The 25,551-nt window shown below is 60.8% G+C and carries 23 protein-coding genes and 1 tRNA gene; 6 read left to right on the top strand and 18 right to left on the bottom strand.

The genetic code is table 11. The features are described from left to right. Positions 1–101: 101 nt before the first annotated feature. The 18 genes from rpoC to HYH08_RS15960 all read right to left on the bottom strand — a co-directional run bounded on the left by rpoC (position 102) and on the right by HYH08_RS15960 (position 18,798). Complete coding sequence (gene rpoC / locus HYH08_RS15875; protein WP_220010742.1) at positions 102–4,298, bottom strand: DNA-directed RNA polymerase subunit beta'; 4,197 nt, start codon at positions 4,296–4,298, stop codon at positions 102–104. Between the two features lie 128 nt (positions 4,299–4,426). After that, positions 4,427–8,545 carry a DNA-directed RNA polymerase subunit beta gene (rpoB, locus tag HYH08_RS15880; protein WP_220010743.1) on the bottom strand — a complete coding sequence of 1,373 codons (4,119 nt, stop codon included), beginning with the start codon at positions 8,543–8,545 and terminating at the stop codon, positions 4,427–4,429. A 516-nt stretch (positions 8,546–9,061) separates the two neighbouring features. Continuing rightward, complete coding sequence (gene rplL / locus HYH08_RS15885) at positions 9,062–9,439, bottom strand: 50S ribosomal protein L7/L12 (RefSeq protein ID WP_166815438.1); 378 nt, start codon at positions 9,437–9,439, stop codon at positions 9,062–9,064. Positions 9,440–9,493: 54 nt separating this feature from the next. Continuing rightward, positions 9,494–10,012, bottom strand: coding sequence for a 50S ribosomal protein L10 (rplJ, locus tag HYH08_RS15890; RefSeq protein ID WP_220010744.1), 519 nt, complete (start codon positions 10,010–10,012; stop codon positions 9,494–9,496). Positions 10,013–10,593: 581 nt separating this feature from the next. After that, a complete protein-coding gene (locus HYH08_RS15895) occupies positions 10,594–11,547 on the bottom strand; it encodes a 2-hydroxyacid dehydrogenase (protein WP_220010745.1) in 954 nt (317 codons plus the stop codon). Between the two features lie 89 nt (positions 11,548–11,636). Next, on the bottom strand, positions 11,637–12,329 hold the full coding sequence (gene rplA / locus HYH08_RS15900) for a 50S ribosomal protein L1 (protein ID WP_092294126.1): 693 nt from the start codon (positions 12,327–12,329) through the stop codon (positions 11,637–11,639). Between the two features lie 6 nt (positions 12,330–12,335). Next, a complete protein-coding gene (rplK, locus tag HYH08_RS15905) occupies positions 12,336–12,764 on the bottom strand; it encodes a 50S ribosomal protein L11 (RefSeq protein WP_128933125.1) in 429 nt (142 codons plus the stop codon). A gap of 130 nt (positions 12,765–12,894) precedes the next feature. After that, positions 12,895–13,449 carry a transcription termination/antitermination protein NusG gene (nusG, locus tag HYH08_RS15910; protein ID WP_220010746.1) on the bottom strand — a complete coding sequence of 185 codons (555 nt, stop codon included), beginning with the start codon at positions 13,447–13,449 and terminating at the stop codon, positions 12,895–12,897. Beyond that, a complete protein-coding gene (gene secE / locus HYH08_RS15915; protein ID WP_007611620.1) occupies positions 13,449–13,640 on the bottom strand; it encodes a preprotein translocase subunit SecE in 192 nt (63 codons plus the stop codon). The genes nusG and secE overlap by 1 nt, the downstream gene beginning before the upstream one ends. Before the next feature lie 262 nt (positions 13,641–13,902). Next, positions 13,903–13,978: transfer RNA gene (locus HYH08_RS15920), tRNA-Trp, on the bottom strand. Continuing rightward, the gene (locus HYH08_RS15925; RefSeq protein WP_220010747.1) at positions 13,979–15,142 is read right to left on the bottom strand and encodes a tyrosine-type recombinase/integrase; all 1,164 of its coding nucleotides are present in this window, start codon (positions 15,140–15,142) and stop codon (positions 13,979–13,981) included. A gap of 152 nt (positions 15,143–15,294) precedes the next feature. Beyond that, on the bottom strand, positions 15,295–15,501 hold the full coding sequence (locus tag HYH08_RS15930; protein WP_220010748.1) for a hypothetical protein: 207 nt from the start codon (positions 15,499–15,501) through the stop codon (positions 15,295–15,297). An 8-nt stretch (positions 15,502–15,509) separates the two neighbouring features. Then, positions 15,510–15,944 (bottom strand): hypothetical protein, encoded by a 435-nt coding sequence (locus tag HYH08_RS15935; RefSeq protein WP_220010749.1) that lies wholly within the window; start codon positions 15,942–15,944, stop codon positions 15,510–15,512. A gap of 188 nt (positions 15,945–16,132) precedes the next feature. Next, positions 16,133–16,561: a hypothetical protein gene (locus HYH08_RS15940; RefSeq protein WP_220010750.1), complete on the bottom strand. Its 429-nt coding sequence runs from the start codon at positions 16,559–16,561 to the stop codon at positions 16,133–16,135. A gap of 852 nt (positions 16,562–17,413) precedes the next feature. Continuing rightward, the gene (locus HYH08_RS15945) at positions 17,414–17,611 is read right to left on the bottom strand and encodes a hypothetical protein (protein WP_220010751.1); all 198 of its coding nucleotides are present in this window, start codon (positions 17,609–17,611) and stop codon (positions 17,414–17,416) included. A 107-nt stretch (positions 17,612–17,718) separates the two neighbouring features. Beyond that, positions 17,719–18,126 carry a hypothetical protein gene (locus HYH08_RS15950; protein ID WP_220010752.1) on the bottom strand — a complete coding sequence of 136 codons (408 nt, stop codon included), beginning with the start codon at positions 18,124–18,126 and terminating at the stop codon, positions 17,719–17,721. Between the two features lie 2 nt (positions 18,127–18,128). Further along, entirely contained in the window at positions 18,129–18,497 is a 369-nt protein-coding gene (locus HYH08_RS15955) for a hypothetical protein (RefSeq protein ID WP_220010753.1), read from the bottom strand. A gap of 46 nt (positions 18,498–18,543) precedes the next feature. Next, a complete protein-coding gene (locus HYH08_RS15960) occupies positions 18,544–18,798 on the bottom strand; it encodes a hypothetical protein (RefSeq protein ID WP_220010754.1) in 255 nt (84 codons plus the stop codon). 1,086 nt (positions 18,799–19,884) lie between these two features. Here HYH08_RS15960 and HYH08_RS15965 point away from each other — a divergent pair. The 6 genes from HYH08_RS15965 (at position 19,885) to HYH08_RS15990 (ending at position 25,550) form a co-directional block, all read left to right on the top strand. Continuing rightward, positions 19,885–20,874 (top strand): tail fiber protein, encoded by a 990-nt coding sequence (locus HYH08_RS15965; protein ID WP_220010755.1) that lies wholly within the window; start codon positions 19,885–19,887, stop codon positions 20,872–20,874. 164 nt (positions 20,875–21,038) lie between these two features. Continuing rightward, positions 21,039–22,673 carry a hypothetical protein gene (locus tag HYH08_RS15970; protein ID WP_220010756.1) on the top strand — a complete coding sequence of 545 codons (1,635 nt, stop codon included), beginning with the start codon at positions 21,039–21,041 and terminating at the stop codon, positions 22,671–22,673. Beyond that, complete coding sequence (locus HYH08_RS15975; RefSeq protein WP_220010757.1) at positions 22,673–22,855, top strand: hypothetical protein; 183 nt, start codon at positions 22,673–22,675, stop codon at positions 22,853–22,855. The genes HYH08_RS15970 and HYH08_RS15975 overlap by 1 nt, the downstream gene beginning before the upstream one ends. Continuing rightward, positions 22,842–23,156 (top strand): hypothetical protein, encoded by a 315-nt coding sequence (locus tag HYH08_RS15980; RefSeq protein WP_220010758.1) that lies wholly within the window; start codon positions 22,842–22,844, stop codon positions 23,154–23,156. Before HYH08_RS15975 ends, HYH08_RS15980 begins: the two co-directional genes overlap by 14 nt. A 151-nt stretch (positions 23,157–23,307) precedes the next feature. Continuing rightward, positions 23,308–24,147: a hypothetical protein gene (locus HYH08_RS15985; protein WP_220010759.1), complete on the top strand. Its 840-nt coding sequence runs from the start codon at positions 23,308–23,310 to the stop codon at positions 24,145–24,147. Further along, positions 24,144–25,550: a phage tail tip lysozyme gene (locus HYH08_RS15990; RefSeq protein ID WP_220010760.1), complete on the top strand. Its 1,407-nt coding sequence runs from the start codon at positions 24,144–24,146 to the stop codon at positions 25,548–25,550. Before HYH08_RS15985 ends, HYH08_RS15990 begins: the two co-directional genes overlap by 4 nt. Position 25,551: the final 1 nt, after the last annotated feature.

Consider the following 25,551-nt stretch of genomic DNA (forward strand, 5'->3'; position numbering starts at 1 on the left):
GAACAAAGGTTGACCCCGCACCGCAACAGGCAAACAAAGCAGCAAAAAGGCCGGCTTTCGCCGGCCTTTTCGTTGTCCTCGGTATTCCTACGGATGAACCATCATTCCGCAGGCGGCAGCGCGGGAAGCTCCGCTTCCGGCGCAGGCGACACGACTGCCGCCTGCTTCTCGCGCTCGTCCAGAATCAGCTTGTCGCGCTTCATCGCGACTTCGCGGATCTTGGCCATTGAGGCGCCGGTGCCCGCCGGGATCAGCCGGCCGACGATGACGTTCTCCTTGAGGCCTTCGAGCGGATCGATCTTGCCGTTGACCGCCGCTTCCGTGAGGACGCGAGTGGTCTCCTGGAACGAGGCCGCCGAGAAGAACGAGCGGGTCTGGAGGCTCGCCTTGGTGATGCCGAGCAGAACCGGCGTCCCCGTGGCGGGCTTCTTGCCCTCGTCCCTGGCCTTCTGGTTCAGCGCGTCGAACTCGATCTTGTCGACCTGCTCGCCGGAGATCATGTCCGTGTCGCCCTGGTCGGTGACTTCCACCTTCTGGAGCATCTGACGGACAATCACCTCGATGTGCTTGTCGTTGATGAGCACGCCCTGGAGCCGGTAGACCTCCTGGATCTCGTTGACCAGATAGGCCGCAAGCTCCTCGATGCCCTTGACCGCAAGGATGTCGTGCGGCGCCGGGTTGCCTTCGACGATGAAGTCGCCCTTTTCGACGACGTCGCCGTCCTGAAGGTGGATGTGCTTGCCCTTCGGGATCAGGTACTCGCGCGGCTCCTCGGTCTTGTCCATCGGCTCGATCGAGATGCGACGCTTGTTCTTGTAGTCGCGCCCGAACCGGATGGTGCCCGCGATTTCGGCGATGATCGCCGCATCCTTCGGACGCCGGGCCTCGAACAGTTCCGCCACCCGCGGCAGACCGCCGGTGATGTCACGCGTCTTGGCGCTTTCGGTCGACACACGGGCGAGGATGTCGCCCGGATTGACCTTGGCTCCGACGTCGACCGAGAGAATGGCGTCGACCGACAGCATGTAGCGGGCGTCGCCGCCACGGGCGAGCTTGAGCACCTTGCCGTCCTTGCCCTTGATCACGATGGCCGGACGCAGGTCCGAGCCGCCGCGGGTCGAGCGCCAGTCGATGACCACACGCTTGGCGATACCGGTGGCCTCGTCGAGCGTTTCCGAGATCGACTGCCCCTCGACCAGGTCCTCGAAGCCGATCGTACCTTCGACTTCGGTGAGGAGCGGACGGGTGTAGGGATCCCACTCGACGATGCGCTGGCCACGCTTGACGTTGTCGCCCTCGTCGACGTGCAGACGCGAGCCGTACTGGACGCGGTGCGTCGCACGCTCGGTGCCGTCGGCATCGACGATCGCCACCACCATGTTGCGCACCATCGCGATCAGGTGACCTTCGCTGTTGCGGGCGATGGCCTTGTTCCGGATCACGATCTTGCCGTCGAAATTGGCTTCGACGAAGGACTGCTCGTTGAGCTGCGCCGCACCGCCGATGTGGAAGGTACGCATGGTCAGCTGGGTGCCGGGCTCACCGATCGACTGCGCCGCGATGACGCCGACGGCTTCACCGTGGTTGACCGGCGTGCCGCGGGCGAGGTCGCGGCCGTAGCACTTGCCGCAGATGCCGTTGACGAGTTCGCAGGTCAGCGCCGAGCGGATCTTCACCTCCTGCACACCACCCTGCTGGATGGCGTCCAGATGGCTTTCTTCCATCAGCGTATCGCGCTTGATGATCACCTTGCCCGAGCTGTCACGAATGTCTTCGCAGGCCGTGCGTCCGAGGATGCGCGAGCCGAGCGAAGCCACCACCGTGCCGGCATCGACGATGGCGCGCATCTTGATGCCGAGCTTGGTGCCGCAGTCGGACTGCGTGATGATGCAGTCCTGCGCGACGTCGACCAGACGACGGGTCAGGTAGCCCGAGTTCGCGGTCTTCAACGCGGTGTCCGCGAGGCCCTTGCGGGCGCCGTGGGTCGAGTTGAAGTACTCGAGAACCGAGAGGCCTTCCTTGAAGTTCGAGATGATCGGCGTCTCGATGATCTCACCGGACGGCTTGGCCATCAGGCCGCGCATGCCGGCGAGCTGGCGCATCTGGGCCGGCGAACCGCGGGCACCGGAGTGAGCCATCATGTAGATCGAGTTGATGTCGGCATCCGCTCCACTGGCCGTCTTCTTGGTGGAGGAGATCTCCTTCATCATCGCCTTGGCGATTTCTTCCGTGGCCTTCGACCAGGCGTCGACGACCTTGTTGTACTTCTCGCCATGGGTGATCAGACCGTCGTTGTACTGCTGCTCGAAATCCTTCGCCAGCGTACGGGTGGTGTCGACGATCTTCCACTTCGAGTTCGGCACGACCATGTCGTCCTTCCCGAACGAGATGCCGGCCTTGAACGCGTTGTAGAAGCCGAGCGCCATGATGCGGTCGCAGAAGATCACCGTCTCCTTCTGGCCGCAGTGGCGGTAGACCTGGTCGATGACGCCCGAGATCTCGCGCTTGGTCATCAGCTTGTTGATGATCTCGTAGGTCACGCGCGGGTTCTTCGGCAGCAGGTTACCCAGCATGACGCGGCCGGCGGTGGTCTCGATCCACCGCTTGGAGACCTTGCCGGTCTCGTCCATGCCTTCCCACCGGTACTTGATCTTGGTGTGAAGGTGGATGACCTTCGCATGCAGCGCGTGCTCGAGCTCGGCCATGTCGCCGAACGCCTTGCCCTCGCCGGGCAGGCCTTCGCGCATGATCGAGACGTAGTAGAGACCGAGCACGATGTCCTGCGACGGCACGATGATCGGCTGGCCGTTCGCGGGATGCAGGATGTTGTTGGTCGACATCATCAGGACGCGCGCTTCCAGCTGCGCTTCGAGCGACAGCGGAACGTGCACGGCCATCTGGTCGCCGTCGAAGTCGGCGTTGAACGCCGAGCAGACCAGCGGGTGAAGCTGGATGGCCTTGCCTTCGATCAACACGGGCTCGAACGCCTGGATGCCGAGGCGATGCAGCGTCGGGGCGCGGTTGAGCAGCACCGGATGCTCGCGGATGACCTCGTCCAGGATGTCCCAGACCTCGGGCCGCTCCTTCTCGACCAGCTTCTTGGCCTGCTTCACCGTGGTGGACAGGCCCTTGGCGTCAAGCCGCGAATAGATGAACGGCTTGAACAGCTCGAGCGCCATCTTCTTCGGCAGGCCGCACTGATGCAGGCGCAGTTCGGGACCGACCACGATCACCGAACGGCCCGAATAGTCGACGCGCTTGCCGAGCAGGTTCTGACGGAACCGGCCCTGCTTGCCCTTGAGCATGTCGGCGAGCGACTTCAGCGGGCGCTTGTTGGCGCCCGTGATGACGCGGCCGCGGCGACCGTTGTCGAACAGCGCATCGACCGCTTCCTGAAGCATGCGCTTCTCGTTGCGGATGATGATGTCGGGCGCGCGCAGCTCCATCAGCCGCTTCAAGCGGTTGTTGCGGTTGATGACGCGGCGGTAGAGGTCGTTGAGGTCCGAGGTCGCGAAACGGCCGCCGTCGAGCGGCACCAGCGGACGCAGGTCCGGCGGGATCACCGGAACCACGGTCATGATCATCCATTCCGGCTTGTTGCCGGAGTGGCGGAACGCTTCGACGATCTTCAGGCGCTTGGCGAGCTTCTTGTGCTTGATGTCGGAGTCGGTCTCCTGCATCTCGACGCGCAAGCCGGCCTCGAGCTTCTCGAGGTCCATGCCCTTGAGCAGCTCGCGGATCGCTTCGGCGCCGATCATGGCGGTGAAGCTATCCTGGCCGTACTCGTCCTGCGCCTTCAGATACTCGTCTTCCGACAGCAGCTGACGGTCCTTGAGCGCGGTGAGACCCGGCTCGAGCACGACGTAGTATTCGAAGTAGAGGATCCGCTCGAGATCCTTCAGCGTCATGTCCAGCAGAAGGCCGATGCGCGAGGGCAGCGACTTCAGGAACCAGATGTGGGCGACGGGGGCTGCGAGCTCGATATGACCCATGCGCTCGCGCCGGACGCGCGACAGCGTGACCTCGACCGAGCACTTCTCGCAGATGATGCCCTTGTACTTCATGCGCTTGTACTTGCCGCACAAGCACTCGTAGTCCTTGATCGGCCCGAAGATGCGGGCGCAGAACAGGCCGTCGCGCTCGGGCTTGAAGGTACGGTAGTTGATGGTCTCCGGCTTCTTGATCTCGCCGTAGGACCAGGACAGAATCTTCTCGGGGGACGCGATCGAGATCCGGATCTGGTCGAAGACCTGAGCCGGCGTCGTCGGGTTGAAGAGATTCATAATTTCTTGGTTCATCGTCTTCTCCTCGCGTGCCGGTCGCCTCCGGCCGCAAATTCGAAAATCACTTAGCGGGGCGCCCTGCCCTCAAGGCATCGGGAGGGGCGCCAATGCCCGGCCGTGAAGGCCGGGCATGACAGGTCGTGTTACTCGGCCGCTTCCGACGTCGGCGCCGGACCGATCTTGGAGTTGTGCAGGTCGACGTTGAGGCCGAGCGAGCGCATTTCCTTGACGAGCACGTTGAACGATTCCGGAATACCGGCCTCGAACGTGTCGTCGCCGCGCACGATCGCCTCGTACACCTTGGTGCGGCCGGCGACGTCGTCCGACTTCACCGTCAGCATTTCCTGGAGCGTGTACGCCGCGCCGTAAGCCTCGAGCGCCCACACCTCCATTTCGCCGAAGCGCTGGCCGCCGAATTGCGCCTTGCCGCCCAGCGGCTGCTGGGTGACGAGCGAGTACGGACCGATCGAACGGGCGTGGATCTTGTCGTCCACCAGATGGTGCAGCTTGAGCATGTAGATGTAGCCCACCGTCACCTTGCGATCGAACGCATCGCCGGTACGGCCGTCATAGACGGTCGACTGGCCCGAGGCGTCGAGACCCGCCAGCTTCAGCATCTCCTCGATGTCGGCTTCCTTGGCACCGTCGAACACCGGCGTTGCGATCGGCACACCGCGGCTGAGGTTATGGCCGAGTTCAAGCAGCTCGTTGTCGTTGAGCGTCTTGATGGTCTCGTCCTCGCCGTAGACCTTCTTCAAGGTTTCCTTCAGCGGCTTGATGTCCTGCTTCGACAGATAAGCATCGACCGTCTGGCCGATACGCTTGCCGAGGCCGGCGCAAGCCCAGCCGAGATGGGTTTCGAGGATCTGTCCGACGTTCATGCGCGAGGGCACGCCCAGCGGGTTGAGCACGATGTCGGCGTGCGTGCCGTCTTCGAGGAACGGCATGTCCTCGATCGGCACGATCTTCGACACCACGCCCTTGTTGCCGTGGCGGCCGGCCATCTTGTCGCCGGGCTGGATCTTGCGCTTCACCGCGACGAAGACCTTGACCATCTTCATCACGCCGGGCGGCAATTCGTCACCGCGCTGAAGCTTCTCGACCTTGTCGAGGAAGCGCTGCTCGAGCCCCTTCTTCGACTCGTCGTACTGCTTCCGCATGGCCTCGATCTCGGCCATCAGCTTGTCGTTCGGCGAGGCGAACAACCACCACTGCGACTTCGGATACTCATCGAGCACCGCGCGGGTGATCTTGGTGTCCTTCTTGAAGCCCTTCGGGCCCGCAATGCCCTGCCGTCCCTCGAGCAGCTCGGCGAGACGGTTGTAGACGTTGCGGTCCAGGATCGCCTGCTCGTCGTCGCGGTCCTTGGCCAGACGCTCGATCTCTTCCCGCTCGATCGCCAGCGCACGCTCGTCCTTGTCGACGCCGTGGCGGTTGAAGACGCGGACTTCCACGATCGTGCCCTGCACGCCCGGCGGAACGCGCAGCGAGGTGTCGCGAACGTCGGAGGCCTTCTCGCCGAAGATGGCGCGCAGAAGCTTCTCTTCCGGCGTCATCGGGCTTTCGCCCTTCGGCGTGATCTTGCCGACCAGGATGTCGCCGGCGCGCACTTCCGCGCCGATGTAGACGATACCGGCTTCGTCGAGGTTCTTCAGCGCTTCTTCCGAGACGTTCGGAATGTCGCGGGTGATTTCCTCAGGTCCGAGCTTGGTGTCGCGGGCCATCACCTCGAACTCCTCGATGTGAATCGAGGTGAAGACGTCTTCCTTCACGATCCGCTCGGAGAGCAGGATCGAGTCTTCGAAGTTGTAGCCGTTCCACGGCATGAACGCGACGAGCACGTTGCGCCCCAGAGCGAGCTCGCCGAGATCGGTCGAGGGACCGTCCGCGATGATGTCGCCCTTCTTGACGATGTCGCCGACCTTCACCAGCGGCCGCTGGTTGATGCAGGTCGACTGGTTCGAGCGCTGGTACTTCATCAGACGGTAGATATCGACGCCCGACTTGGTCGGATCGAGATCTTCCGTGGCGCGGATGACGACGCGGGTCGCGTCGATCTGGTCGATCACGCCGGAACGGCGCGCCGCGATCGCAGCACCCGAGTCACGCGCAACCACGCCTTCCATGCCGGTGCCGACGAACGGCGCCTCGGCGCGAACCAGGGGCACCGCCTGGCGCTGCATGTTCGAGCCCATCAGCGCGCGGTTGGCGTCGTCGTTCTCGAGGAACGGGATCAGCGCCGCGGCGACGGAGACGAGCTGCTTCGGCGACACGTCCATGTAGTCGACCTTGTCCGGCGTCACCGGCAAGACTTCGCCGGCATGACGGCAGACCACGAGGTCTTCGGTGAAGCGGCCCTTCGGGTCGAGCGGCACGTTGGCCTGCGCGACCGTGTAGCGGCCCTCTTCCATCGCCGAGAGGTACACGACCTCGTCGGTGACGCGGCCGTCCTTGACCTTGCGATACGGCGTCTCGACGAAGCCGTACTTGTTCACGCGCGCGAAGGTCGCGAGCGAGTTGATCAGGCCGATGTTCGGGCCTTCCGGCGTCTCGATCGGGCAGATGCGGCCGTAATGGGTCGGATGCACGTCGCGGACTTCGAAGCCGGCGCGCTCGCGGGTCAGACCGCCCGGTCCAAGCGCCGACAGGCGGCGCTTGTGGGTGATCTCCGAGAGCGGGTTGGTCTGGTCCATGAACTGCGAGAGCTGCGAGGAGCCGAAGAACTCGCGCACGGCTGCGGCCGCCGGCTTCGCGTTGATCAGGTCCTGCGGCATGACCGTGTCGATGTCGACCGAGGACATGCGCTCCTTGATCGCGCGCTCCATGCGCAGGAGGCCGATGCGGTACTGGTTCTCCATGAGCTCGCCGACCGAACGCACACGGCGGTTGCCGAGATGGTCGATGTCATCGATCTCGCCCTTGCCGTCGCGCAGGTCCACCAGCGTCTTGATGACGGAGAGGATGTCTTCCTTGCGCAGCGTGCGCTGGGTGTCGGGCGCATCGAGGTCGAGGCGCATGTTCATCTTGACGCGGCCGACCGCGGAGAGATCGTAGCGCTCGGCGTCGAAGAACAGCGACTGGAACATCGCCTGGGCCGAATCCAGTGTCGGCGGTTCGCCCGGACGCATCACGCGGTAGATGTCGAACAGCGCGTCTTCACGCGTCATGTTCTTGTCCGCCGCGAGCGTGTTGCGGATGTAGGGGCCGACATTGACGTGGTCGATGTCGAGCAGCGGCAGCTCCTTGTAGCCGTGCTCGTTCAGCACCTTCATCGACTTGTCGGTGATTTCCTCACCGGCTTCAGCGTGGATCTCACCGGTCTTCGGGTTGACGAGGTCCTCGGCGAGGTAATTGCCGACGAGCTCCTCGTCCGACAGGCGCAGCGCCTTGAGCCCCTTCTCCTGGAGCTGGCGGGCGGCGCGGACGGTCAGCTTCTTGCCGGCTTCGAGCACGACCTTGCCGGTGTCGGCGTCGATCAGATCGTTGACGGTCGAGTAGCCGCGGAAACGGTTGGCGTCGAACGGAACGCGCCAGCCTTCCTTGGTCCGCTTGTAGAGGATCTTCTTGTAGAACGTGGACAGGATCGCCTCGCCGTCGAGGCCAAGGGCGAACATCAGCGACGTCACCGGAATCTTGCGGCGACGGTCGATACGCGCATAGACGATGTCCTTGGCGTCGAACTCGATGTCGAGCCAGGAGCCGCGATACGGGATCACGCGGGCAGCGAACAGCAGCTTGCCCGACGAATGGGTCTTGCCCTTGTCGTGGTCGAAGAACACGCCGGGCGAACGGTGCATCTGCGAGACGATAACGCGCTCGGTGCCGTTCACGATGAAGGTGCCGTTCATCGTCATGAGCGGAATGTCGCCCATGTAGACGTCCTGCTCCTTGATGTCCTTGACCGACTTCGCGCCGGTTTCCTCGTCGATATCGAACACGATGAGGCGCAGCGTCACCTTGAGCGGCGCAGCGAAGGTCATGCCGCGCTGGCGGCACTCGTCGACGTCGTATTTGGGCTGCTCGAACTCGTAGCGGACGAATTCCAGCATCGAGGTGCCCGAGAAGTCGGAAATCGGAAACACCGAGCGGAACACCGCCTGCAGACCCTCGTCGAGACGGCCACCCGCGGGCTCATCGACCATCAGGAACTGGTCATAGGACGCCTTCTGAACCTCGATGAGGTTCGGCATCTCGGCGACTTCCTTGATGTGTCCGAAGAACTTGCGAACGCGTTTGCGACCGGTGAATGTCTGCTGCGCCATCGTGGCCTCTCATTTCGTCGCCCGCTCTGGGCGCGCCGTCCGGAACGCGGCTGCCACCGCTTCCCGGGTTGAATTTTTCGAACCCGTTTTGGGGGCCAGAAACTCAGGTTCAGGCAAGAATGTCCTGAATCTGTTCTTCAGACCTTCAAAACGCAAAACGACGCGCGGGGCGCTGAGGCGCGCCCGCCCGTCACAACGATCGTCTTCACGGACTGCAAAAGCCCGAAATAGCCTGCTCTCCCAACGGCTTACAGGGAAATCCGGCCTCCCTGCCCACCGCGCTTTCGTGCTGTCGAACCGATATGGGGCGACAATAGTGCAGATTCGAGGGACAAACCCTCAAATCCCCACACTTTTTCGTGTTCGGCCTGCGTCGGGACGTTCCGTCGCACGCCTTTTGCATCTGGCCCCGCCTTCCCGACCGTCATGGCCGGGCTTCACCCGGCCATCCACGATCTTGGGACGAGATCCCGGGTCTCGCTTCGCGAGCCCGGGATTTCGCTGAAGTAACGTGAGTTACTTGAGCTCGACCTTGGCGCCAGCCTTCTCGATCTGGGCCTTGATCTTCTCGGCTTCTTCCTTGTTCACGCCTTCCTTCAGCGGCTTCGGAGCACCCTCGACGAGGTCCTTTGCTTCCTTCAGGCCGAGACCGGTGATGGCGCGGACTTCCTTGATGACCTCGATCTTCTTGTCGCCGGCGGCAGCCAGGACGACCGTGAACTCGGTCTTCTCTTCCGCCGGAGCGGCGGCAGCGCCACCAGCAGCCGGGCCGGCCACGGCGACAGCCGCGGCAGCCGAAACGCCCCACTTCTCTTCGAGGAGCTTCGCGAGTTCGGCAGCTTCGAGCACGGTGAGGCTCGAGAGGTCGTCAACGATCTTCTGCAAGTCAGCCATTGTTCAGTTTCCTTAAGGGTAAGTCTGGTTCGGGTTTGAGTTTTGCGAAGGGCGTCAGGCCGCTTCGCCCTTTGAGGCATGAGCCTGGATGACGCGCGCGAGCTTGCCCGCGGGCGCGTTGGCGAGCTGAGCGAGCTTGGTCGCCGGGGCCACAAGCAGGCCGACGAGCTTTCCGCGCAGTTCGTCAAGCGACGGCAGCGAGGCAAGCGCCTTCACGCCGTCGACATTCAGGACGGTCTTTCCCATCGAGCCGCCGATGATGACGAACTTTTCGTTCGCCTTGGCGAATTCGATGGCGACCTTCGGCGCCGCTACCGGATCGTTCGAAGTGGCGATCACGGTCGGTCCCTTCAGCATGGGGCCGATGGCAACGACGTCAGTGCCTTCAAGAGCAATTTTGGCGAGACGGTTCTTCGAGACCTTCACCGAGGCGCCAGCCTGCTTCATCTGCGTCCGCAGCTTCTGCATCTGGGCAACGGTCAGGCCGGAATATTGAGCAACGATCGCGACGCTCGTGGTCTTGAAGACCCCATTGAGCTGTTCGACCGCGTCCTTTTTTGCCGCTCGTTCCACAGCAAGCTCTTTCCGGTTGGCAGCCTTCGCGAAAAGCGGGACCGCCGGGTTGCACCCATCGCCCCACCCAAAACCTGAACCTCCGGGCCAAAACCCATCGGACACGCGCCGGGCGAGACGACAATTCAAAGCCTGCCCTCCGGGAGCCCAAAGGGCCCACGGCGTGTCGAGGTCCGAACCAGACCCGTTCCGCAACCACCTGAGAGGTGGAAGGCGAAGTGAAATCCGGTCTTCACCCGTCTATGCAGGCCATGCGATTAAGCCGTTGAGAAATCGAAATTTCGCGCGGGCGCCTGCAGTCTTGGACAGGACGAGGCCCGACGGCGAACCGTCCGACCCCTGCCCGCATCCCCGCCAACCGATGGATTTTCCTTCCTTCTCGGGCAAATCCTTGCGGACGTCCTGAAAAGGAATGATCTCCTGTCTGCCGGGTTTTGGAATGCGTGCACGAATGCGCCAGCCGAGGCCGGCACGTCCGGAGGCGGTTCTTTAACCGCTCGAAGCCTTCTTGCCAAGAGCAAAATTCACACCAGTTCCCATCCGTTGCGATCAGGGCTTGATCCGGTCCAACGAGGGCCGATTCAGGCCTTTTTCACCTCGTAGGGCAGCGGCTTGCCCTCGAAGAACGCGCTCAGGTTCGCCAGCACGCAGTTCTGCATGGCGACGTGCGATTCCAGGGTGTGGCCGCCGATATGCGGGGCGAGCACGACGTTGGGGAGCGCGGTCAAGGCGTCGGGGGCGTGCGGTTCCTTCTCGAACACGTCGAGGCCGGCGCCGGCGATGGTCTTGTCGGTGAGTGCTGCAACCAGGGCCTTCTCGTCGATGACCGAGCCGCGGGAGATGTTGACGACGTAGCCGTCCACGCCGAGGCGCTTGAGGATATCGGCGTTGACGACATGCTGGGTGTCGGGCCCGGCCCGGACCGCGACCATCAAGACGCTGCACCAGTCGGCCAGCGCCTCGAGCGACGGGAAATACTGATAGGGCAGATCATATTTGGTGCGGCTGAAATAGCCGACCTCGCTCTCGAAGGCGGCGCAACGGGCGGCGATCTTGCGGCCGATCTCGCCCATGCCGTAAACGCCGATGCGGCGGCCGGGCATGCCGGCCTGCGCGCGCATCAACGGCGACGGTTTCGCGGCGACCCAGTCGCCGCTGCGGACATATTGGTCCGCGACCAGGATCCGCCGCGTCGCGGCCAGCATCAGGGTCATCGCGATGTCGGCGACCGAGGCCGCGTTGGCACCGGGACTGTTGCCGACCACGATATTGCGGCTGGCTGCCGCCTTCAGGTCGATGCCGTCATATCCCGTGCCGTAGCAGACGATGGCGCCAAGCTTCGGGAACTGGTCCATTACCTGCCCGCCGAGCGGGCCGCTCCCCTGGGCGAGCATCGCGCGGACGTTGCCGAGCTCGTCCGCCGAGAACACCTCATGCGCGGGCTTGCCGCCGGTGTCGAGCAGTTCGAACCGCTCGGCGAAGCGCGCCAGCATCGACTTGGGAAAGCGCGCGTAGACCAGGACCTTGTCAGCCATTTTTTGTTTCCGGTGAGTGACGCCACAAACGACGAGGGGCGGAATCGGTCGCCCGATTCCGCCCCTCGCCTCATGCAATTTCCAAACCCTTAGCCGAGGATCGTGCCCGGCTCGACCTTCACGCCCGGGCCCATGGTCGAGGACACCGCAACGCGCTGGATGTAGGTGCCCTTGGAGCCCGCCGGCTTCGCCTTCGAGACCGCATCCGCGAGAGCCTTGATGTTCTCGACCAGCTTCTCCTCGGAGAACGAGGCCTTGCCGACGCCGGCCTGCAGGATGCCGGCCTTCTCGACGCGGAACTCGACCGAGCCGCCCTTGGCACCCTTCACCGCACCGGTGACGTCCATGGTCACGGTGCCGATCTTCGGATTCGGCATCAGGCCGCGCGGGCCCAGCACCTTACCGAGACGGCCGACCAGCGGCATCATGTCGGGGGTCGCAATACAACGATCGAAATCGATCGCGCCGTTCTGCACCTTCTCCACCAGGTCTTCGGCGCCGACGACGTCGGCACCGGCGGCCTTGGCTTCGTCAGCCTTGGCGCCGCGGGCGAACACGCCGACGCGGAGCGTACGGCCGGTGCCGTTCGGCAGGGTCACGACGCCGCGGACCATCTGGTCGGCGTGGCGCGGATCGACGCCGAGATTGATCGCGACCTCGATGGTCTCGTCGAACTTCGCCTTGGCGCGCTCCTTGACCATCTTGATGGCGTCCGCGAGCGGATAAAGCTTTTCGCGGTCAATGCCTTCGCGGGCCTTGTTCAAACGCTTTCCGATTGCCATGACCGCTTACCCCGCAACTTCCAGACCCATCGAACGGGCCGAGCCCTCGACCATCTTCATGGCCGATTCGATGCTGTCGCAATTGAGATCCTTCATCTTCTTCTCGGCGATCTCGCGCACCTGCGCTTTCGTCACCTTGCCGGCCTTGTCACGGCCCGGCGCCTTCGAGCCGGACTGGATCTTGGCGGCCTGCTTGAGGAAGTAGGACATCGGCGGGGTCTTCATCTCGAAGGTGAAGGAACGGTCCGCATAGATGGTGATGATCACCGGGATCGGGGTGTTCTTCTCTTCCTTCTGGGTCTGGGCGTTGAACGCCTTGCAGAACTCCATGATGTTGAGACCGCGCTGACCGAGCGCGGGACCGATCGGGGGCGAAGGATTCGCCGCACCGGCCGGGACCTGAAGCTTCAGGTATCCGGTCACTTTCTTTGCCATGTATCACTCCTGTTGTGCCGGCAAGGCCGGCGGTTTCAGGTTCGTGGTCTGGGTCGGATGCGGCTGGCAACCGCCCTCTCCCTCCCACGGCCTCTTGATGCGCGAGGCCGAAGCCTCACGCCTTGCCCGATCAGACCTTCTCGACCTGACCGAATTCCAGCTCGACCGGCGTTGCGCGGCCGAAGATCGACACGGCGACCTTCACGCGCGAGCGGGCCTCATCGATTTCCTCGACCACACCCGAGAACGAGGCGAACGGGCCATCGGCCACGCGCACGTTCTCGCCGATCTCGAACGACACCGACGCCTTCGGCCGTTCCACGCCCTCCTGCACCTGGTGCAGGATGCGCATGGCTTCCGATTCCGAGATCGGCATCGGCTTGTTCTCGGCGCCGAGGAAGCCCGTGACCTTCGGCGTGTTCTTGATCAGATGAAACGCCTCGTCGGTCAGCTTCATCTTCACCAGCACATAGCCGGGGAAAAACTTGCGCTCGGCGTCGATCTTGCGGCCGCGGCGCACTTCCGTGACCTTCTCGGTCGGAACCAGCACCAGTTCGAACAGATCCTCGAGCCCGCGCTGCTTGGCCTGCTCGCGGATTGATTCGGCGACCTTCTTCTCGAAGTTCGAATAGGCGTGGACGATGTACCAGCGCTTGTCGGACACTTGAGCGGTAGCTGTAGCCATCAGTGAATGCCCAGAAGGAAGGTGATGAGATAGCGGATGATCTGGTCGGCGGCGAAGAAGAAGATCGAGGCCACGGCGACCATCACGAACACCATGATGGTGGTGATCGTGGTCTCACGACGAGTCGGCCAGGTGACCTTGGCGGTCTCCGAGCGTACTTCCTGCAAGAACTTGAACGGGCTGACTGCCATCGTTTGAGACGCCACTTAAGGATTTCAGGGATCCGAACAGCCGCCTTTGGCCCAGCCCTCTGTCGCGAAGGATGAGCCGGAAACCGGGCTCGATTGTTCGGGGATTTCAAAGCCGCGCCGGATATCCGCATCTCAGCGGGCCGGCAGCGAGTGCGGGCTATCTACTGCGGACGGCACGAAACGTCAAGGTCGCGCCACATAACCGGGATCAGAATCGCGCGTCTTTTGTCAGAATCGCTGCCAGCGGAATCAAGGGCTTAGCTGGCAGGAGTGGCAGGGCTCGAACCTGCGACCCCCGGTTTTGGAGACCGGTGCTCTACCAATTGAGCTACACTCCTTCAGGCGGGCCTTGATATAGCTGAAGATTTTGGGAAGTCCACCACTTCCGCAGAGCCTTTTTTGACCCGGTCCCCCGCACGCTGCTGAAGTTTTTTTGCTGCCTGACGTTGATCATCGTCCGTGATGTGATCGTAGCGCATCGACGTCGCAGCGGTCTTATGTCCTAGAATACGCATGCGAATTTTCATGTCAGTGCCCGTCTGGCGTAGACGCGTGTTGCGTGTATGACGGAGTGAGTGGATCACGAGGTTCGAAGGGTACCCCGCAGCATCTCGGGCTTCTTTGAAGGAATTGAGCAGATCGCGGCCATTTGGCAACTTTCCGGCCGCGATGATCGCCCTGATTTCCTTGGCCAACTCTGCACGAACATACACCCGACGTGTTGTATTGTTCTTCGTCTGTTCAACACCGCCACCGCCGCCCAGGTTGATCCATCCTTCCTCGACGCCGTCCTCCCCGCGCTCAATAGTGATCTGGAATGGCTTGAGGGCCTCCTTGCCGCGCTTGGGATCGCCGCACAGCTCGCCACGACGCAGGCCAGTCTCCACAAGGAATTCAACGCACTTGGCTTCCACTTCCTCGCCGGCCTCACGCATCAGCCTCAGGATCACCTCGTCCTGCTCCTCGCTGTGCAGGATCGCACGCAACGCGTTGTCCTCGGGATACAGACGCACCGTAGGTTTCTGCGTGATCCATTTCTTGATCTCGCAGCACATCAACACCGCGCTCATCACAGTGAGATAGCGGTTCTTGGTGGCGTTGCTCATCAGGCGATGGTCCTTGCCCTTGGCAACGGAGCGGTCGAGCTTGGCCTTCAGGACGTCAAAGACCTCCTCGCCCATCTGCGTGACCTCGTAGTGGCCCAGGACCTTCTCAACGAACGCTAGGCGCCCATTAAGCGTCTCGTCGTGCGTGAGGTCCCATACGCCCTTCGGTCCCTTCATCTTCTTGGCCATCGCAACGGCCTCAGAGAACGTCGGAGCCCCTGTGCGCTGCGTGCTGTCGAGTGAAGGCGGCTCCTCGCCTGTGAGGCGCACGTACAGCTCGTATCCCTCAGCATCCTTCTTGGTGTTGAAGCGACGGCGGAAGGTCTTGGGCTTCTTGTAGACCTCACCGATCCACACTCCTGTAAGCTTGCCCTCGCGCTTCTCTGCGTATGCCATATTCTGCCACCTGTGTTATAATGGGACGTGGGTGTGCGTTGCTCGGATTGAACTTGGCTAGGTTGGTATTCCCAGGAAAACGAAAAGCTGCTTGGCAATCCAGACGCAGACGACGCCTAGTCCGATCCACGTGAGCAGCTTGATCAGCATCGCTATCTGCCGCTTGCCGCGATGGCTTTCTGTCGGTGGTATTCCATCAGATTGTTGCGGCACTCTTGGTAGGCGTTCGGCCGCGTGTCATTGCGCTCCGACACGATCTTCAAGCAAGAGGCGTGGTCGTCAGCCTCTCGCTTCTCGACGTCACCCTGACAGCCTACAAGCACCACAGACACAGACAGCAGCAGCACCACGTAACGCATCTGACGTTTTACTCCACTACTCGACGCGCCTTTATGGCGTTGTTTATCCGGCTCATGAGAGCTTTGCCCTTAGGGGTACCTTGGGCCAGCAATCGCCTCAGGTCGCCAAGGTCACGTATTTGCGTGATCCATTGTCGCCCAGGTTCACCATTGCGGGCGCGGTCACCGATCTCCAGAAGGTTGCGCGTCATGCTGGAACTGGGCAGCGCTGCATCAGCGGCGTATTCGTTGACGCTCTTGCCCTCATCAGCCACGACGCGCAGGAACGCCATGAGCTGATGGAAGGATATGTTCGGGCCATCCTGATACAGAGGATCGAGCGCGAGCATCAGAAAGCGCGCGTTCGCCTGATCCTCCTCAGAGAAGACCTTCTTAATCTTGGCTGACATTCTGTCCCCTGCACGCTCCTGGGCACGAGCGTGTACTTCCAATGTGTCAAACATGGTCTCGCTCCTCAGCTTTTTGCTATCAGGATGTACGCGAGAGCCCCCAACGTCGCCGCGCTTCGGGGGGCCTCGCAAGATACCGCAATCAATGACGCAGTGCCAATGAGGCACCCAATAATCAACAGCATCAAACGCTCCTGTCAGCCAAATGTCAGTATCTACTTATAGGAACTATATGCCCAACGCTAGATGTTCCTCAGTCGGGTTACTTTTTCGTTGAGCGTTTCGGTGATCGACATCACCTGCCTGAGTACGACCACCAAGCACGAAGCGAGGTCATCACTTTCAAACGGGGACAGAACGATTTTGTTTCCCCAGGGAAGCAGCGCAGGCTCAGCGCCTTCCATGAGTATTTCGTGAAGCCCCGTCACGTTGTCGATGAACTCCACGAAACCCTTAGCGCCGGCCGGGATTTCGCCAAACTCATTGAGGTGAGGCTTGACGAAAAGAATGCTGGTGCCAATTCGCAGAGCATTGGGTGTGTCCTGGGACACGATGACAGAGACGGGTTGAAGGTCGCAGTTGAGTGCAAATGTTGGACGCATGGCGTTTCTGAATTCCCCAATGTGTGGCTTTGGCAACCAATCGTTGATTAATTGCCAATCTGACGGCATTTCTCAAGATTTTACCTCCCCGTACGATGCCGGGGTACGCACACGCCTACGCCTGTCTTGGCCAGTTCCGCGTCTAACCTTTGTTACCCACCAGCGCGGTCACCAGCCGCCGTTGGCTCATCTGATTCGCCAGATCAGAGCAGGAGCGCGTTCACGTTCCGTACTCTCTTCCGGAAAAGCGAAAGAGTCAATGGCTCATTTCGATTTTTCGTTATCCCTGATCCTGCACAGGTTGGCCGCAGCTCTCCAGGCCGCGCGCTGATCCGTGTAGTGCCCAAGTTCCTCGGAGGGCCTGCGGAAGGCCTTGGGCGTCACGATCACGTAGGCGCCCTCATCCTCACGCCATTGGACCTTCCAGCCCTGCCCGCACGCGTGGTCTATCCACTCTTGCCAAGTGTGCATCAGCCAGCCCTTGCAAATGATGTAGCAAGCGCAAGCTCGCGCGCCGAGACTTCCGTGGTGATCGCAGGCCGCTTCCAATCGATTGGCCTGCTTACTTCAGCGCGTGCCCAGGAGGCGAACACTGCTAATTGGCAGTTACCAGCGCCAGCGAAGTCTACGTAGTACACGCGGTCCCCGCCGTGGCCTGAATAGATGCTGAGAACCTCCCGCACCCATCCCCAATTGCCTCCAATGTAGAAGGCTGAAATCTTGATGTCGGCTTTCCTCATTATCGATCCTTCGGACAGTAGGGATGATTGGTCGCGGGCTTCCCATTGCACTGCCAATAGGGCGGCCCAGGTTGCTTGCTGGCCTTTGCAATCGCTTCGCCAGCCAGTTGCCAGCCTCCCCATGCACAGAGGCACAGGAAGGCCAGCTCTAACGAGAGACGCCTCACACGAACCATGTTCGTCATGCCCCACCGCTGACGATTGGATTGGCGTTATAGATGTCGACCAATTCGCGCTCTTGCTCCTCTAACAGCTTGATGCGAGCGCGTGTGTGTTGGATCAGCGGCGAATTGCCATCGCACCTCTGGAGTTCAAGAGAGAGCGTTGCGTGCGCACACGCCAACTCATAGCGCACCGTTCGCAGGGCCGTGATTGCCATGACGTCACCTCGATTGTGTGGTGTCTCTGTGATTGGTTGCCCATCATCAGCGCGTGCGGATACACGCGGACCATCGCGGACCAAGAGGAGCCCGCTAGGTTTCGGGCTCAGGCTGCAAGGGTAAGCTCGGTTTCCTCGACGGGATCAGCAGGCACCCAATCGAGCCATTGGACGTCTACGCCCACGCCTCGTCCATCTTCGTGCGAGAAGAACACGCGGGCCTTGCTACCATCATTGGATTGCACACGGCCCATCCAGTCCGAGCAGGCCTCTGGCAACACCCCACGCTTACGGCCAAGAGCAGCGGCGTATAGGATCAGGTCACGCGCCCTGGTATTCGCGCGCACCTCATCGGGCCTGAGGTGATCATAGTAGGCCCTTTGGTGGACAGGCTTGCTTTGAGGATCACGCATCATGTCGATTGACGGTGATCTCACGTGCATCATGCGAGCGTGTGCTTGCTGCTCACGGCGGATGTAGACGTTGGAAGCCTTGAAGGGCTTACGCTTGGCCATGGCTACACCGCCTGCCAAACGATGAAGCCAGCATCACGCAACGCGCCGTCCCAGTGCTGGCCCCCATCGAGAGACAGCGCCTCTCGGAAGTCTAGCGCGCGCCCTTGGGTCTTGTCGTCACCCAGGGTCGCGATGTTGGTGATCTGGCGTGCAGCGCTCGCAGCAGCCGCCGTGCGCTTGTCGTACCCAAAGCCCTTCGCGGTGGCCTTGGTCATTTCCAAGCCTATCCAGTGCACAAAGGCGTGCACGGCCCCGCTGGGATACGTCTTGAACGCGATGGTGGCCACGCGCTCGCGCTTGTCGTCGAGCACCACATAGGCCATGACGTCGCTAAAGGTCTTGTCGTGCTGGTCGTATACGCTCGACTTCATTGGTATCCCCTATGTTGTCAGATGTTGCCGTTTGTGTTGTTTCAAGTCACGCCGAGACAGCCGCGCTCATCGACGCGCAGGCCTTCAGGACGTCGGGATACATTGAGACCATTCGAGCGCAGATGTTGCGCGCCTCGGTCACTGCATCTGCATCATTGGTGAACGTGCGGAACTCGCGGTATCCGCCTTCCGGAGTGCGGCAACCGAGCATGCGGCCCTGGGCGCCGCGAAGGGTTATCATGGGCACGTAGCCCTCGGAAAACTTCTTGGCGGCTGGATGCACTGTGATCTGAATGGTCATTGGTTTCCCCGTGTGTGAGTGGCGAAATGCCCGCTCCTAACGGCCTAAAGCGGGTATCCCGTAGGAGCCCGCTGTAAGCACGATGTGAGAGGGGATCAGTCGTCCACTGCGGTCCCTGGGATCATCCAGAAGCAGAGCGAGGCTTGGTCTTGGGCGACGCATCCGTCCCCGCGCGTGGCCACGTAGACGACATAGGAGGAGCGCAAGGTGTTCGTGGCCGATGCAAGGGCTTGGTCGGCGGTGACAAAGTGGTACATGGTGTTCCCCGCGTTGTGGCAATATCTGCCGTTTGTGCGAGATCAGCATGCTCCCGGCTCTATACCGTGTCAATGGCAATAGCTGCCATTTGTGCGGCATTTTGGAATCCCTGGTATGCGTTGGGAGCATGGCTAGGAGGGCGGTGGGGACGCGGGGATCGTGGGGCTTTAGGGCCATCCAAAGCAAGCCGACGCACCCACGGGCTTCTCTGGGGCACCTATGGCCGATTGGCATATAAGGACCGATCACCCCACCCGCGCATTTACTTCTCTTAGTGACTAAGTGATCCCGTGTCGGCCCTATCGTGCCCTGGACCCGCCTCGACCACGGGCAACCCTGGGCTCACACGCTCGACCTGGGCAACCCCAGCTCTACCCTAGCCCCGGTTATGCAAACCGGATGAACACCAGCTCCACCAATGGGTTAGCAGGCCTGCGGGGGACTAGCGCGGGGGACTAGCGCGCCGAACGGGTCCCCTTTGGTCGACCGGGCCCCTTTTTGGCGCGAACCCGCCGCGCGACTTCGAGTTCCTCGACTTAAAGCCGCCGCCGCCGCCGAGCTTACGGCTGCAGTGTCTTGGCCTGGGAGCGCGAGGGTCCCATCGAGCCCAGCGGTTCCAACGGGTCCCCTTCTCAACATTGGGTCCGAAACGGTCCCATATCGCTCGCCTCGCTTGGCTTTGGGTCCTAAAGGTGTCCCAATTGTGCCATTACAGTGACTTCGCAGCAATATCAACGACTTACCACCAAGTCCCACCCACCTATACCAGAGAGGCCGTCTGATGTCTCTCATTTCCGACACATTCCTAAATCGCATAGCTGGAACCCGGTGCCCTTAGAGACCGCCTCCATCATCTCGGACCTCGTCACGTCCAACCCAGCGTCCTCGGATCCGCTGAACAACGCTGACGACCATCTCCGGCTGATCAAGTCGGTGGTGAAGAACACCTTCCCGAACATCACGGGTCAGGTCACCGCGACCCATCTCGACCTGAACGCTGCTGCGGCATTGCTCGCAGGCACACGTGCTGCGGTATTCCCCGGTGCAGGGGTGGGCATCGTCACCTCGCCCGGTCTCACCCCGAACGGTGATAGTGACACGGGCCTGTATTCGCCTGGAGCCAACCAGCTCGCAGTAGCCGTAGGGGGCGTGAGAGCCCTTCAGATCAACAGTGACAAGTCGATTACCTTCGATGGCGCGTTGACCACGTCGTCGCTTGTCGCACCGGGGATCATCCCTGTGGGCGGCATGATCATGTGGCTCATGGACACCCTTCCGACCGATGGGAGCTGGTGCTGGGCCAACGGTGGCACGCTGTCCCGCACGACCCCAGGAGCCGGCCTAGAGCTGTTCCAGAAGTGGGGCACCTACTACGGCGCTGGTGATGGCTCGACCACATTCAACGTGGTCAACATGCAAGAGGTCGTTCCGGTAGGACGCTCTGGCATGGGAGGCGCCTCGTCTCCGGGCTTGCTTTCGAGCATCTCCGCTGGCGTGAAGACTATCATTGGATCGTTGTTCGGTGCTGATCAGAGCACTCTCGTGACAGCGAACCTTCCGCCCTACACGCCTGCGGGCTCCATCGCAAACGGTGCCATCACCATTGGTGGTGCAGGTAATCTGCGCGAGAAGGCTGGTGACAACAACAACAATGGTGGTGGTGGTGGCGCGTTCTCAGCGATGAGTGGGACGGCCCCAACTCTTACCGCTTCACAAGGATCATCGAGCTTCACAGGCACGGCTCAGGGTGGATCATCCACGCCTTTCAACAATCTGCCGCCGTCGCGTGTCGTGAACTTCATCGTCCGCATGGCATAGCTCGCCTAACTCAACCATGGTTCAGCCTTGGGGGGTAAGGGGGGTACTATAGGTAATCCTAAAGTATCCCTACGTCTCCCAAAGCTCATACTCAGGTTGATGTAATCAGAAACATCAATAAGAGAACTCTATAAGGTTCTCCTTAGTATCCTTAGGGAGACCCGATGCCTATTGAGCATCTGCGTAACCTTGCCAAGTTCGGTGTCATCACTGATGTTGACGCCTTTGATCTTGCTCCAGAGGCATTCTCGTTTGGTGTCAATGTCCGTTTCCGCAATGGTAAGATCACCTCAGCGCCTGTGTTCCGCAGTGTAGCTGCGCTAGGCACCGTAAGCCCTCGTTTCGTATTCGCGTCAAATCCAAGCACGGGATTAGACCTTCTGTTCGTTGGGTATCTCAACGGCACGGTCTATCGTGTTACTGGTTCGATTGAGAACACTTACACAGTCGCCGGCTACACGCCCTCTTCAGTCGAAGCATCTTGGTCAAGCACCACGCTCGCCACCGTCACCTACGTCAACCGTAGTGACCGCAGTCCGTGGTACTTCCGTTCTTCTGACCCTCAGTTTCAAGACCTCAGCCTCTCGGGTTGGGACAGCACGTGGCGGTGTGGCCTTCTACGCACCTGCGCGGGCGCCTTGGTCGCCCTCAACGTAACCAAAGGGGCCACCAACTACCCTACGATGGTCAAGACGTCGTCCATTCCGACTGCAGGCACCGTGCCGGCATCGTGGGACATCACGAACCCCGCATCGCTTGCCGTCGAGAACATTCTCGCTGACATGGCTGGCGGCATCACTGATGCGTGCCCACTCGGCAACGACCTGATCATCTATGGCTTCAAGCAGGCGTACCACATGTACGCCAATGGCCTCACGTCCGTTTATACTTTCGATCCTCTGCCGTTCAAGAAAGGCGCGCTCAACGCCAATTGCTCGGTCGAAATTGGCGGCAAGAACGTTGTGTTCGGTCCCGATGACATCTGGCAACATGACGGCACCAGTGAGAAGTCCATCTGTGATGAACGTGTCCGCACTTTCATCTTCGACAGCTTGAACCTCTCCAAAGCAAATCGCTGCTTCGTCTGTCATAACCCAAAGCTGAAGGAAATCACCTTCGCTTACGTGTCTGGTGATGGCTATCTCTCATTTGACGGAGCTGATGGCTGCAATAGGCAGGCCGTGTGGAATTACGCCAATGACACGTGGTCCTTCGACGATCTTCCGTTTGTCTACAGCGCCGCTGAGTCCAATCTGTCGAACGCCATGACGTACGCTACAGTCACCGCGACTTACGATCAGTTCGGCGGGTCCTATCAGGATCAAGAAGACGGCTACAAGCGGACCATCTGTTACGTCGGCGAAGCAAACTCAGCCCATAATCTCATCACTTCGCTCTATGCGTTTGATGTGTACGGCCAAGGCTCCGCTGCTGCGTATCCCGTCGACGCCAACGCCACGAAGCCTCGCTATCTTGAGCGGCGCGGTATCGATCTCGACGAACTCAATGCTGACTTGCGCGGCTACAAGACCCTCTCATCTGTGTATCCTCAGGTGCGCCTTGGATCGGGCGCCGCGAACCTCATGATCGATGTTGGTGTCAGCGACACCTTCAACAGCAACAATCCTAATTGGACAGGTTATCAGCCTTACGATGGCGCTGACCTCTACAAGCTCGATTACAATGCTGCTGGTAGATGGCTTGCGATCCGTATGAAGTTCTCTGATTACAAAGAACTCACAATCTTGGGCTTCGACCTTGATCTCAAGATCACCTCGAAAGGCCCTCAGGGTAAATAATGGCCACGCACACCGATATAGCTAAGTTCGTCGGTTACAGCGCAGGAAGCTACCCCAGCATTGATGGCGGTGCTCAGAGGTTCATCACGCTTGAGCTTCAGAAGATTCAAACATCCATCGCCTCAATCGCAGTGGTGCTGAAGCTGCTGGAAGCCCGCATGAACACCAATGGTCTTACTTAAGCGATACGTCGCTCACGAGACCGACGACTTCAAGTTCGAAATAGACGAGTATCAGGACGACACCGGGCAACAGCGCCTCATAGCGCACCTCCGCTTCATGCGGTGGACGCCCGGTGTCCTCAAGCGCGTAATGCGGGACTGGAAACTCTTCCGCACCGTGGTCACTGCGCCTCTCTATGGCTCTCCTCAAATCGATGACGAGCGGTGGCTGAAATTCGTCACACGCATGGGCTGGAAACCCTTCTCGACCGTCTTATGCAATGACGGCGTCGAGCGTCCCCTCTACATCCACACAGTTTAGGAAACCAATGGGCTCCTCAACCCAATCTACGCAGTCGAGCACGAGCCCGTGGGACCCGCAGGCCGCTGCGTTGACGTCAGCCTTCTCGAATGCGCAGTCTGCCTATAATAAGGCATCGAGCGCGCAGGCCCCGACTGACTTCGTAGCTCAAATGACGCCTGACCAGCTTGCGACCTTCCAGTCCATGCTTGGCTACACGCGTAACAACACGACTCCTCAGGCCGCCGCCGCCACAGGGAGTGCCTTGCAGACCGCAGGGACCAACGCGACTACAGGGGCTCTCTCGGGCCTGAGCGCGTACGACCCTACCAAGCTGAACAACACATCTACCATCACGGACGCTGCCAAAGCTTACGCTGATGGGCAGGACATCACTGCGCAAACCAAGGCGGCTACAAATGGCGCCATGGAGCAGGCGCGAGATGTCACTCTGCCGGGCATTGATCAGAATGCTGCGATGAGCGGCAATACCAATAGCTCGCGGACAGGCATTGCTGATGGTCTCGTGCAGCGCTCGCTCGCTGAGAATTATCAGAACACCTACAACGACCTGTACTCCAAGGCCTATCAGAACGGACTGAACCTCGCGTCGTCGAACGCTAACGCGAACAACACGGAGAAACTTGGCGCTCTTACAGGCGCCGCGAGTGCCGGAACGAACGCCGCGAACTCTGGTGTCAACGCTGGTTCTTCTGCCATCAACGATCAGGGCAACCTGTACAGTATGGCAACATCTGCAGGCGCTGGTGAGCGTGCAGGCAATCAGTCTTATCTCGATAATTTGCTCCAGCGCTATCAGTCTCAAGTCTCTTCGCCCTATGCAGCCCTGAACGGGCTCATGGGTATCATCGGCACCAACAACTGGGGCAGCAACGGCACGTCCACGACCACGAAGACGCCCAGCGCATGGGATATCGTCGGAGGCCTGTTGGGAGCTGCTGGAGGTGCCGCTAGTACAGCGGGTGGCCTCGGCTGGAAGCCCTTCGCATGATGGGCTCCCCCCGCAACGTCAACTCGTGGCTCTCCTTCGCTCAGCGTTCGCGGGATGACGGAGGGCTGGGGCTGGCGTCTCATCAGGCCGCAGGTCTAGTAGGCAACCTCGTCAACGAGAGTGGCCAAGACTTGCCCGCATGGGGACCGACTGGCGACAACGGGACCGCTTGGGGCACCGCGCAGTGGCGCAATGATCGCCTCGCGGCCCTCAAGCAGATGTATCCAGACAGTTATCAGACCGTGGAGAGCCAACAGGCCTTCATGCGTCACGAGATGGATACGACGCACAGCAAAGCTTATCGTGCGCTCCAGGCTGCACAGTCTCCTGAAGACGCTGCTACAGCAGTCAATCGATACTACGAAATCTCAGCCGATAACACAGGCGGACGCGAGCGCGCAGCTCGCGCCCTGATGGAGCAATTCGGCGGCGGCGATACGAGCCCTGGGGCTCTGACCACCGCATTCGCACCTACAGAGAGGAAATCCATGCCTTCACTCAGTGCTGACAGTACGTTGGGACCGGGTGCGCTCGTGATCCCTCAGCAAGAGCCCGACACGGCCAATGTCATCGGTCGAGGCTTGACGAACATTGGTGCGGCCCTCGCCGGCATCTCAAATCCAGATCAGGCCAAGGTTCTCGCCGCTCAAGCCGCTGCCATGCAGAAGCAAGCTGTCGATCAGGGCACGTGGTCACACATCATGACGCCAGATGGCCGCTTGCTTCTTATGAACAGCAAGGACCCGCGTAAGACAATTCAAGTCCCTGGTAACTTCGCTGCTCCTGAGAAAGACCCTCGCGAAGAAGAGCAGGCCAAGCTGGAAGTGAAGCGCGCTGGTGATCGCTATGATAGCATCACAACGGCTGATCGTAACGCTGATGAGCAACTGGCCAACCTTCAGAAGCTCAAGGCGGCCGTGCAGAACCCGAACATCTACTTCGGCCCTGGCGGTGATCAAATCGTCGCCGCGAAGCAGGTTGCGTCACAGCTCGGTCTCCCGACTGAAGGCATCACGGATGCTCAGGCAGTTCAACGCCTAGCTACGCAAATGCAGCTCGCCAAGGGCAAGCTCCTTCCTGGCGCGATCTCCAACTACGAAGATCAGCTCATGTCGCGAGCAAACGGCTTTGGCCTCGACAAGTCGCGCGAAGCGAACCTCGACGCTATCGCTGCGCAGGAAGCGATCCTGAAGCATCAAAAGGCTGCTGCGCAGGAAGCCTACAAGTACGCTAAGGGCAACAAGTACCACATGCTTGATGATCAGTGGGAGCCTTACCTGACGCAATGGGCCTCGCAGAATCAAGTTCAGATGCCCGCAGCTACGCCAACGCCTGCTGCTGCACCTGCCCCAAAACCCGCCAACACCTTCAAGACGCGAAGCGGCGTCACCTGGAGTTACTAAC

Source organism: Bradyrhizobium sp. BR 10289, assembly GCF_019455385.1.
Lineage (GTDB): Bacteria > Pseudomonadota > Alphaproteobacteria > Rhizobiales > Xanthobacteraceae > Bradyrhizobium.

Excerpts from the sequence above, each read along its gene's own strand:
- rpoC (WP_220010742.1), bottom strand. The coding sequence starts at position 4,298 with ATGAACCAAGAAATTATGAATCTCTTCAACCCGACGACGCCGGCTCAG.
- rpoB (WP_220010743.1), bottom strand. The coding sequence starts at position 8,545 with ATGGCGCAGCAGACATTCACCGGTCGCAAACGCGTTCGCAAGTTCTTC.
- rplL (WP_166815438.1), bottom strand. The coding sequence starts at position 9,439 with ATGGCTGACTTGCAGAAGATCGTTGACGACCTCTCGAGCCTCACCGTG.
- HYH08_RS15895 (WP_220010745.1), bottom strand. The coding sequence starts at position 11,547 with ATGGCTGACAAGGTCCTGGTCTACGCGCGCTTTCCCAAGTCGATGCTG.
- rplA (WP_092294126.1), bottom strand. The coding sequence starts at position 12,329 with ATGGCAATCGGAAAGCGTTTGAACAAGGCCCGCGAAGGCATTGACCGC.
- rplK (WP_128933125.1), bottom strand. The coding sequence starts at position 12,764 with ATGGCAAAGAAAGTGACCGGATACCTGAAGCTTCAGGTCCCGGCCGGT.
- nusG (WP_220010746.1), bottom strand. The coding sequence starts at position 13,449 with ATGGCTACAGCTACCGCTCAAGTGTCCGACAAGCGCTGGTACATCGTC.
- secE (WP_007611620.1), bottom strand. The coding sequence starts at position 13,640 with ATGGCAGTCAGCCCGTTCAAGTTCTTGCAGGAAGTACGCTCGGAGACC.
- HYH08_RS15925 (WP_220010747.1), bottom strand. The coding sequence starts at position 15,142 with ATGGCATACGCAGAGAAGCGCGAGGGCAAGCTTACAGGAGTGTGGATC.
- HYH08_RS15930 (WP_220010748.1), bottom strand. The coding sequence starts at position 15,501 with ATGCGTTACGTGGTGCTGCTGCTGTCTGTGTCTGTGGTGCTTGTAGGC.
- HYH08_RS15935 (WP_220010749.1), bottom strand. The coding sequence starts at position 15,944 with ATGTTTGACACATTGGAAGTACACGCTCGTGCCCAGGAGCGTGCAGGG.
- HYH08_RS15940 (WP_220010750.1), bottom strand. The coding sequence starts at position 16,561 with ATGCCGTCAGATTGGCAATTAATCAACGATTGGTTGCCAAAGCCACAC.
- HYH08_RS15945 (WP_220010751.1), bottom strand. The coding sequence starts at position 17,611 with ATGGCAATCACGGCCCTGCGAACGGTGCGCTATGAGTTGGCGTGTGCG.
- HYH08_RS15950 (WP_220010752.1), bottom strand. The coding sequence starts at position 18,126 with ATGGCCAAGCGTAAGCCCTTCAAGGCTTCCAACGTCTACATCCGCCGT.
- HYH08_RS15955 (WP_220010753.1), bottom strand. The coding sequence starts at position 18,497 with ATGAAGTCGAGCGTATACGACCAGCACGACAAGACCTTTAGCGACGTC.
- HYH08_RS15960 (WP_220010754.1), bottom strand. The coding sequence starts at position 18,798 with ATGACCATTCAGATCACAGTGCATCCAGCCGCCAAGAAGTTTTCCGAG.
- HYH08_RS15970 (WP_220010756.1), top strand. The coding sequence starts at position 21,039 with ATGCCTATTGAGCATCTGCGTAACCTTGCCAAGTTCGGTGTCATCACT.
- HYH08_RS15975 (WP_220010757.1), top strand. The coding sequence starts at position 22,673 with ATGGCCACGCACACCGATATAGCTAAGTTCGTCGGTTACAGCGCAGGA.
- HYH08_RS15980 (WP_220010758.1), top strand. The coding sequence starts at position 22,842 with ATGGTCTTACTTAAGCGATACGTCGCTCACGAGACCGACGACTTCAAG.
- HYH08_RS15985 (WP_220010759.1), top strand. The coding sequence starts at position 23,308 with ATGACGCCTGACCAGCTTGCGACCTTCCAGTCCATGCTTGGCTACACG.
- HYH08_RS15990 (WP_220010760.1), top strand. The coding sequence starts at position 24,144 with ATGATGGGCTCCCCCCGCAACGTCAACTCGTGGCTCTCCTTCGCTCAG.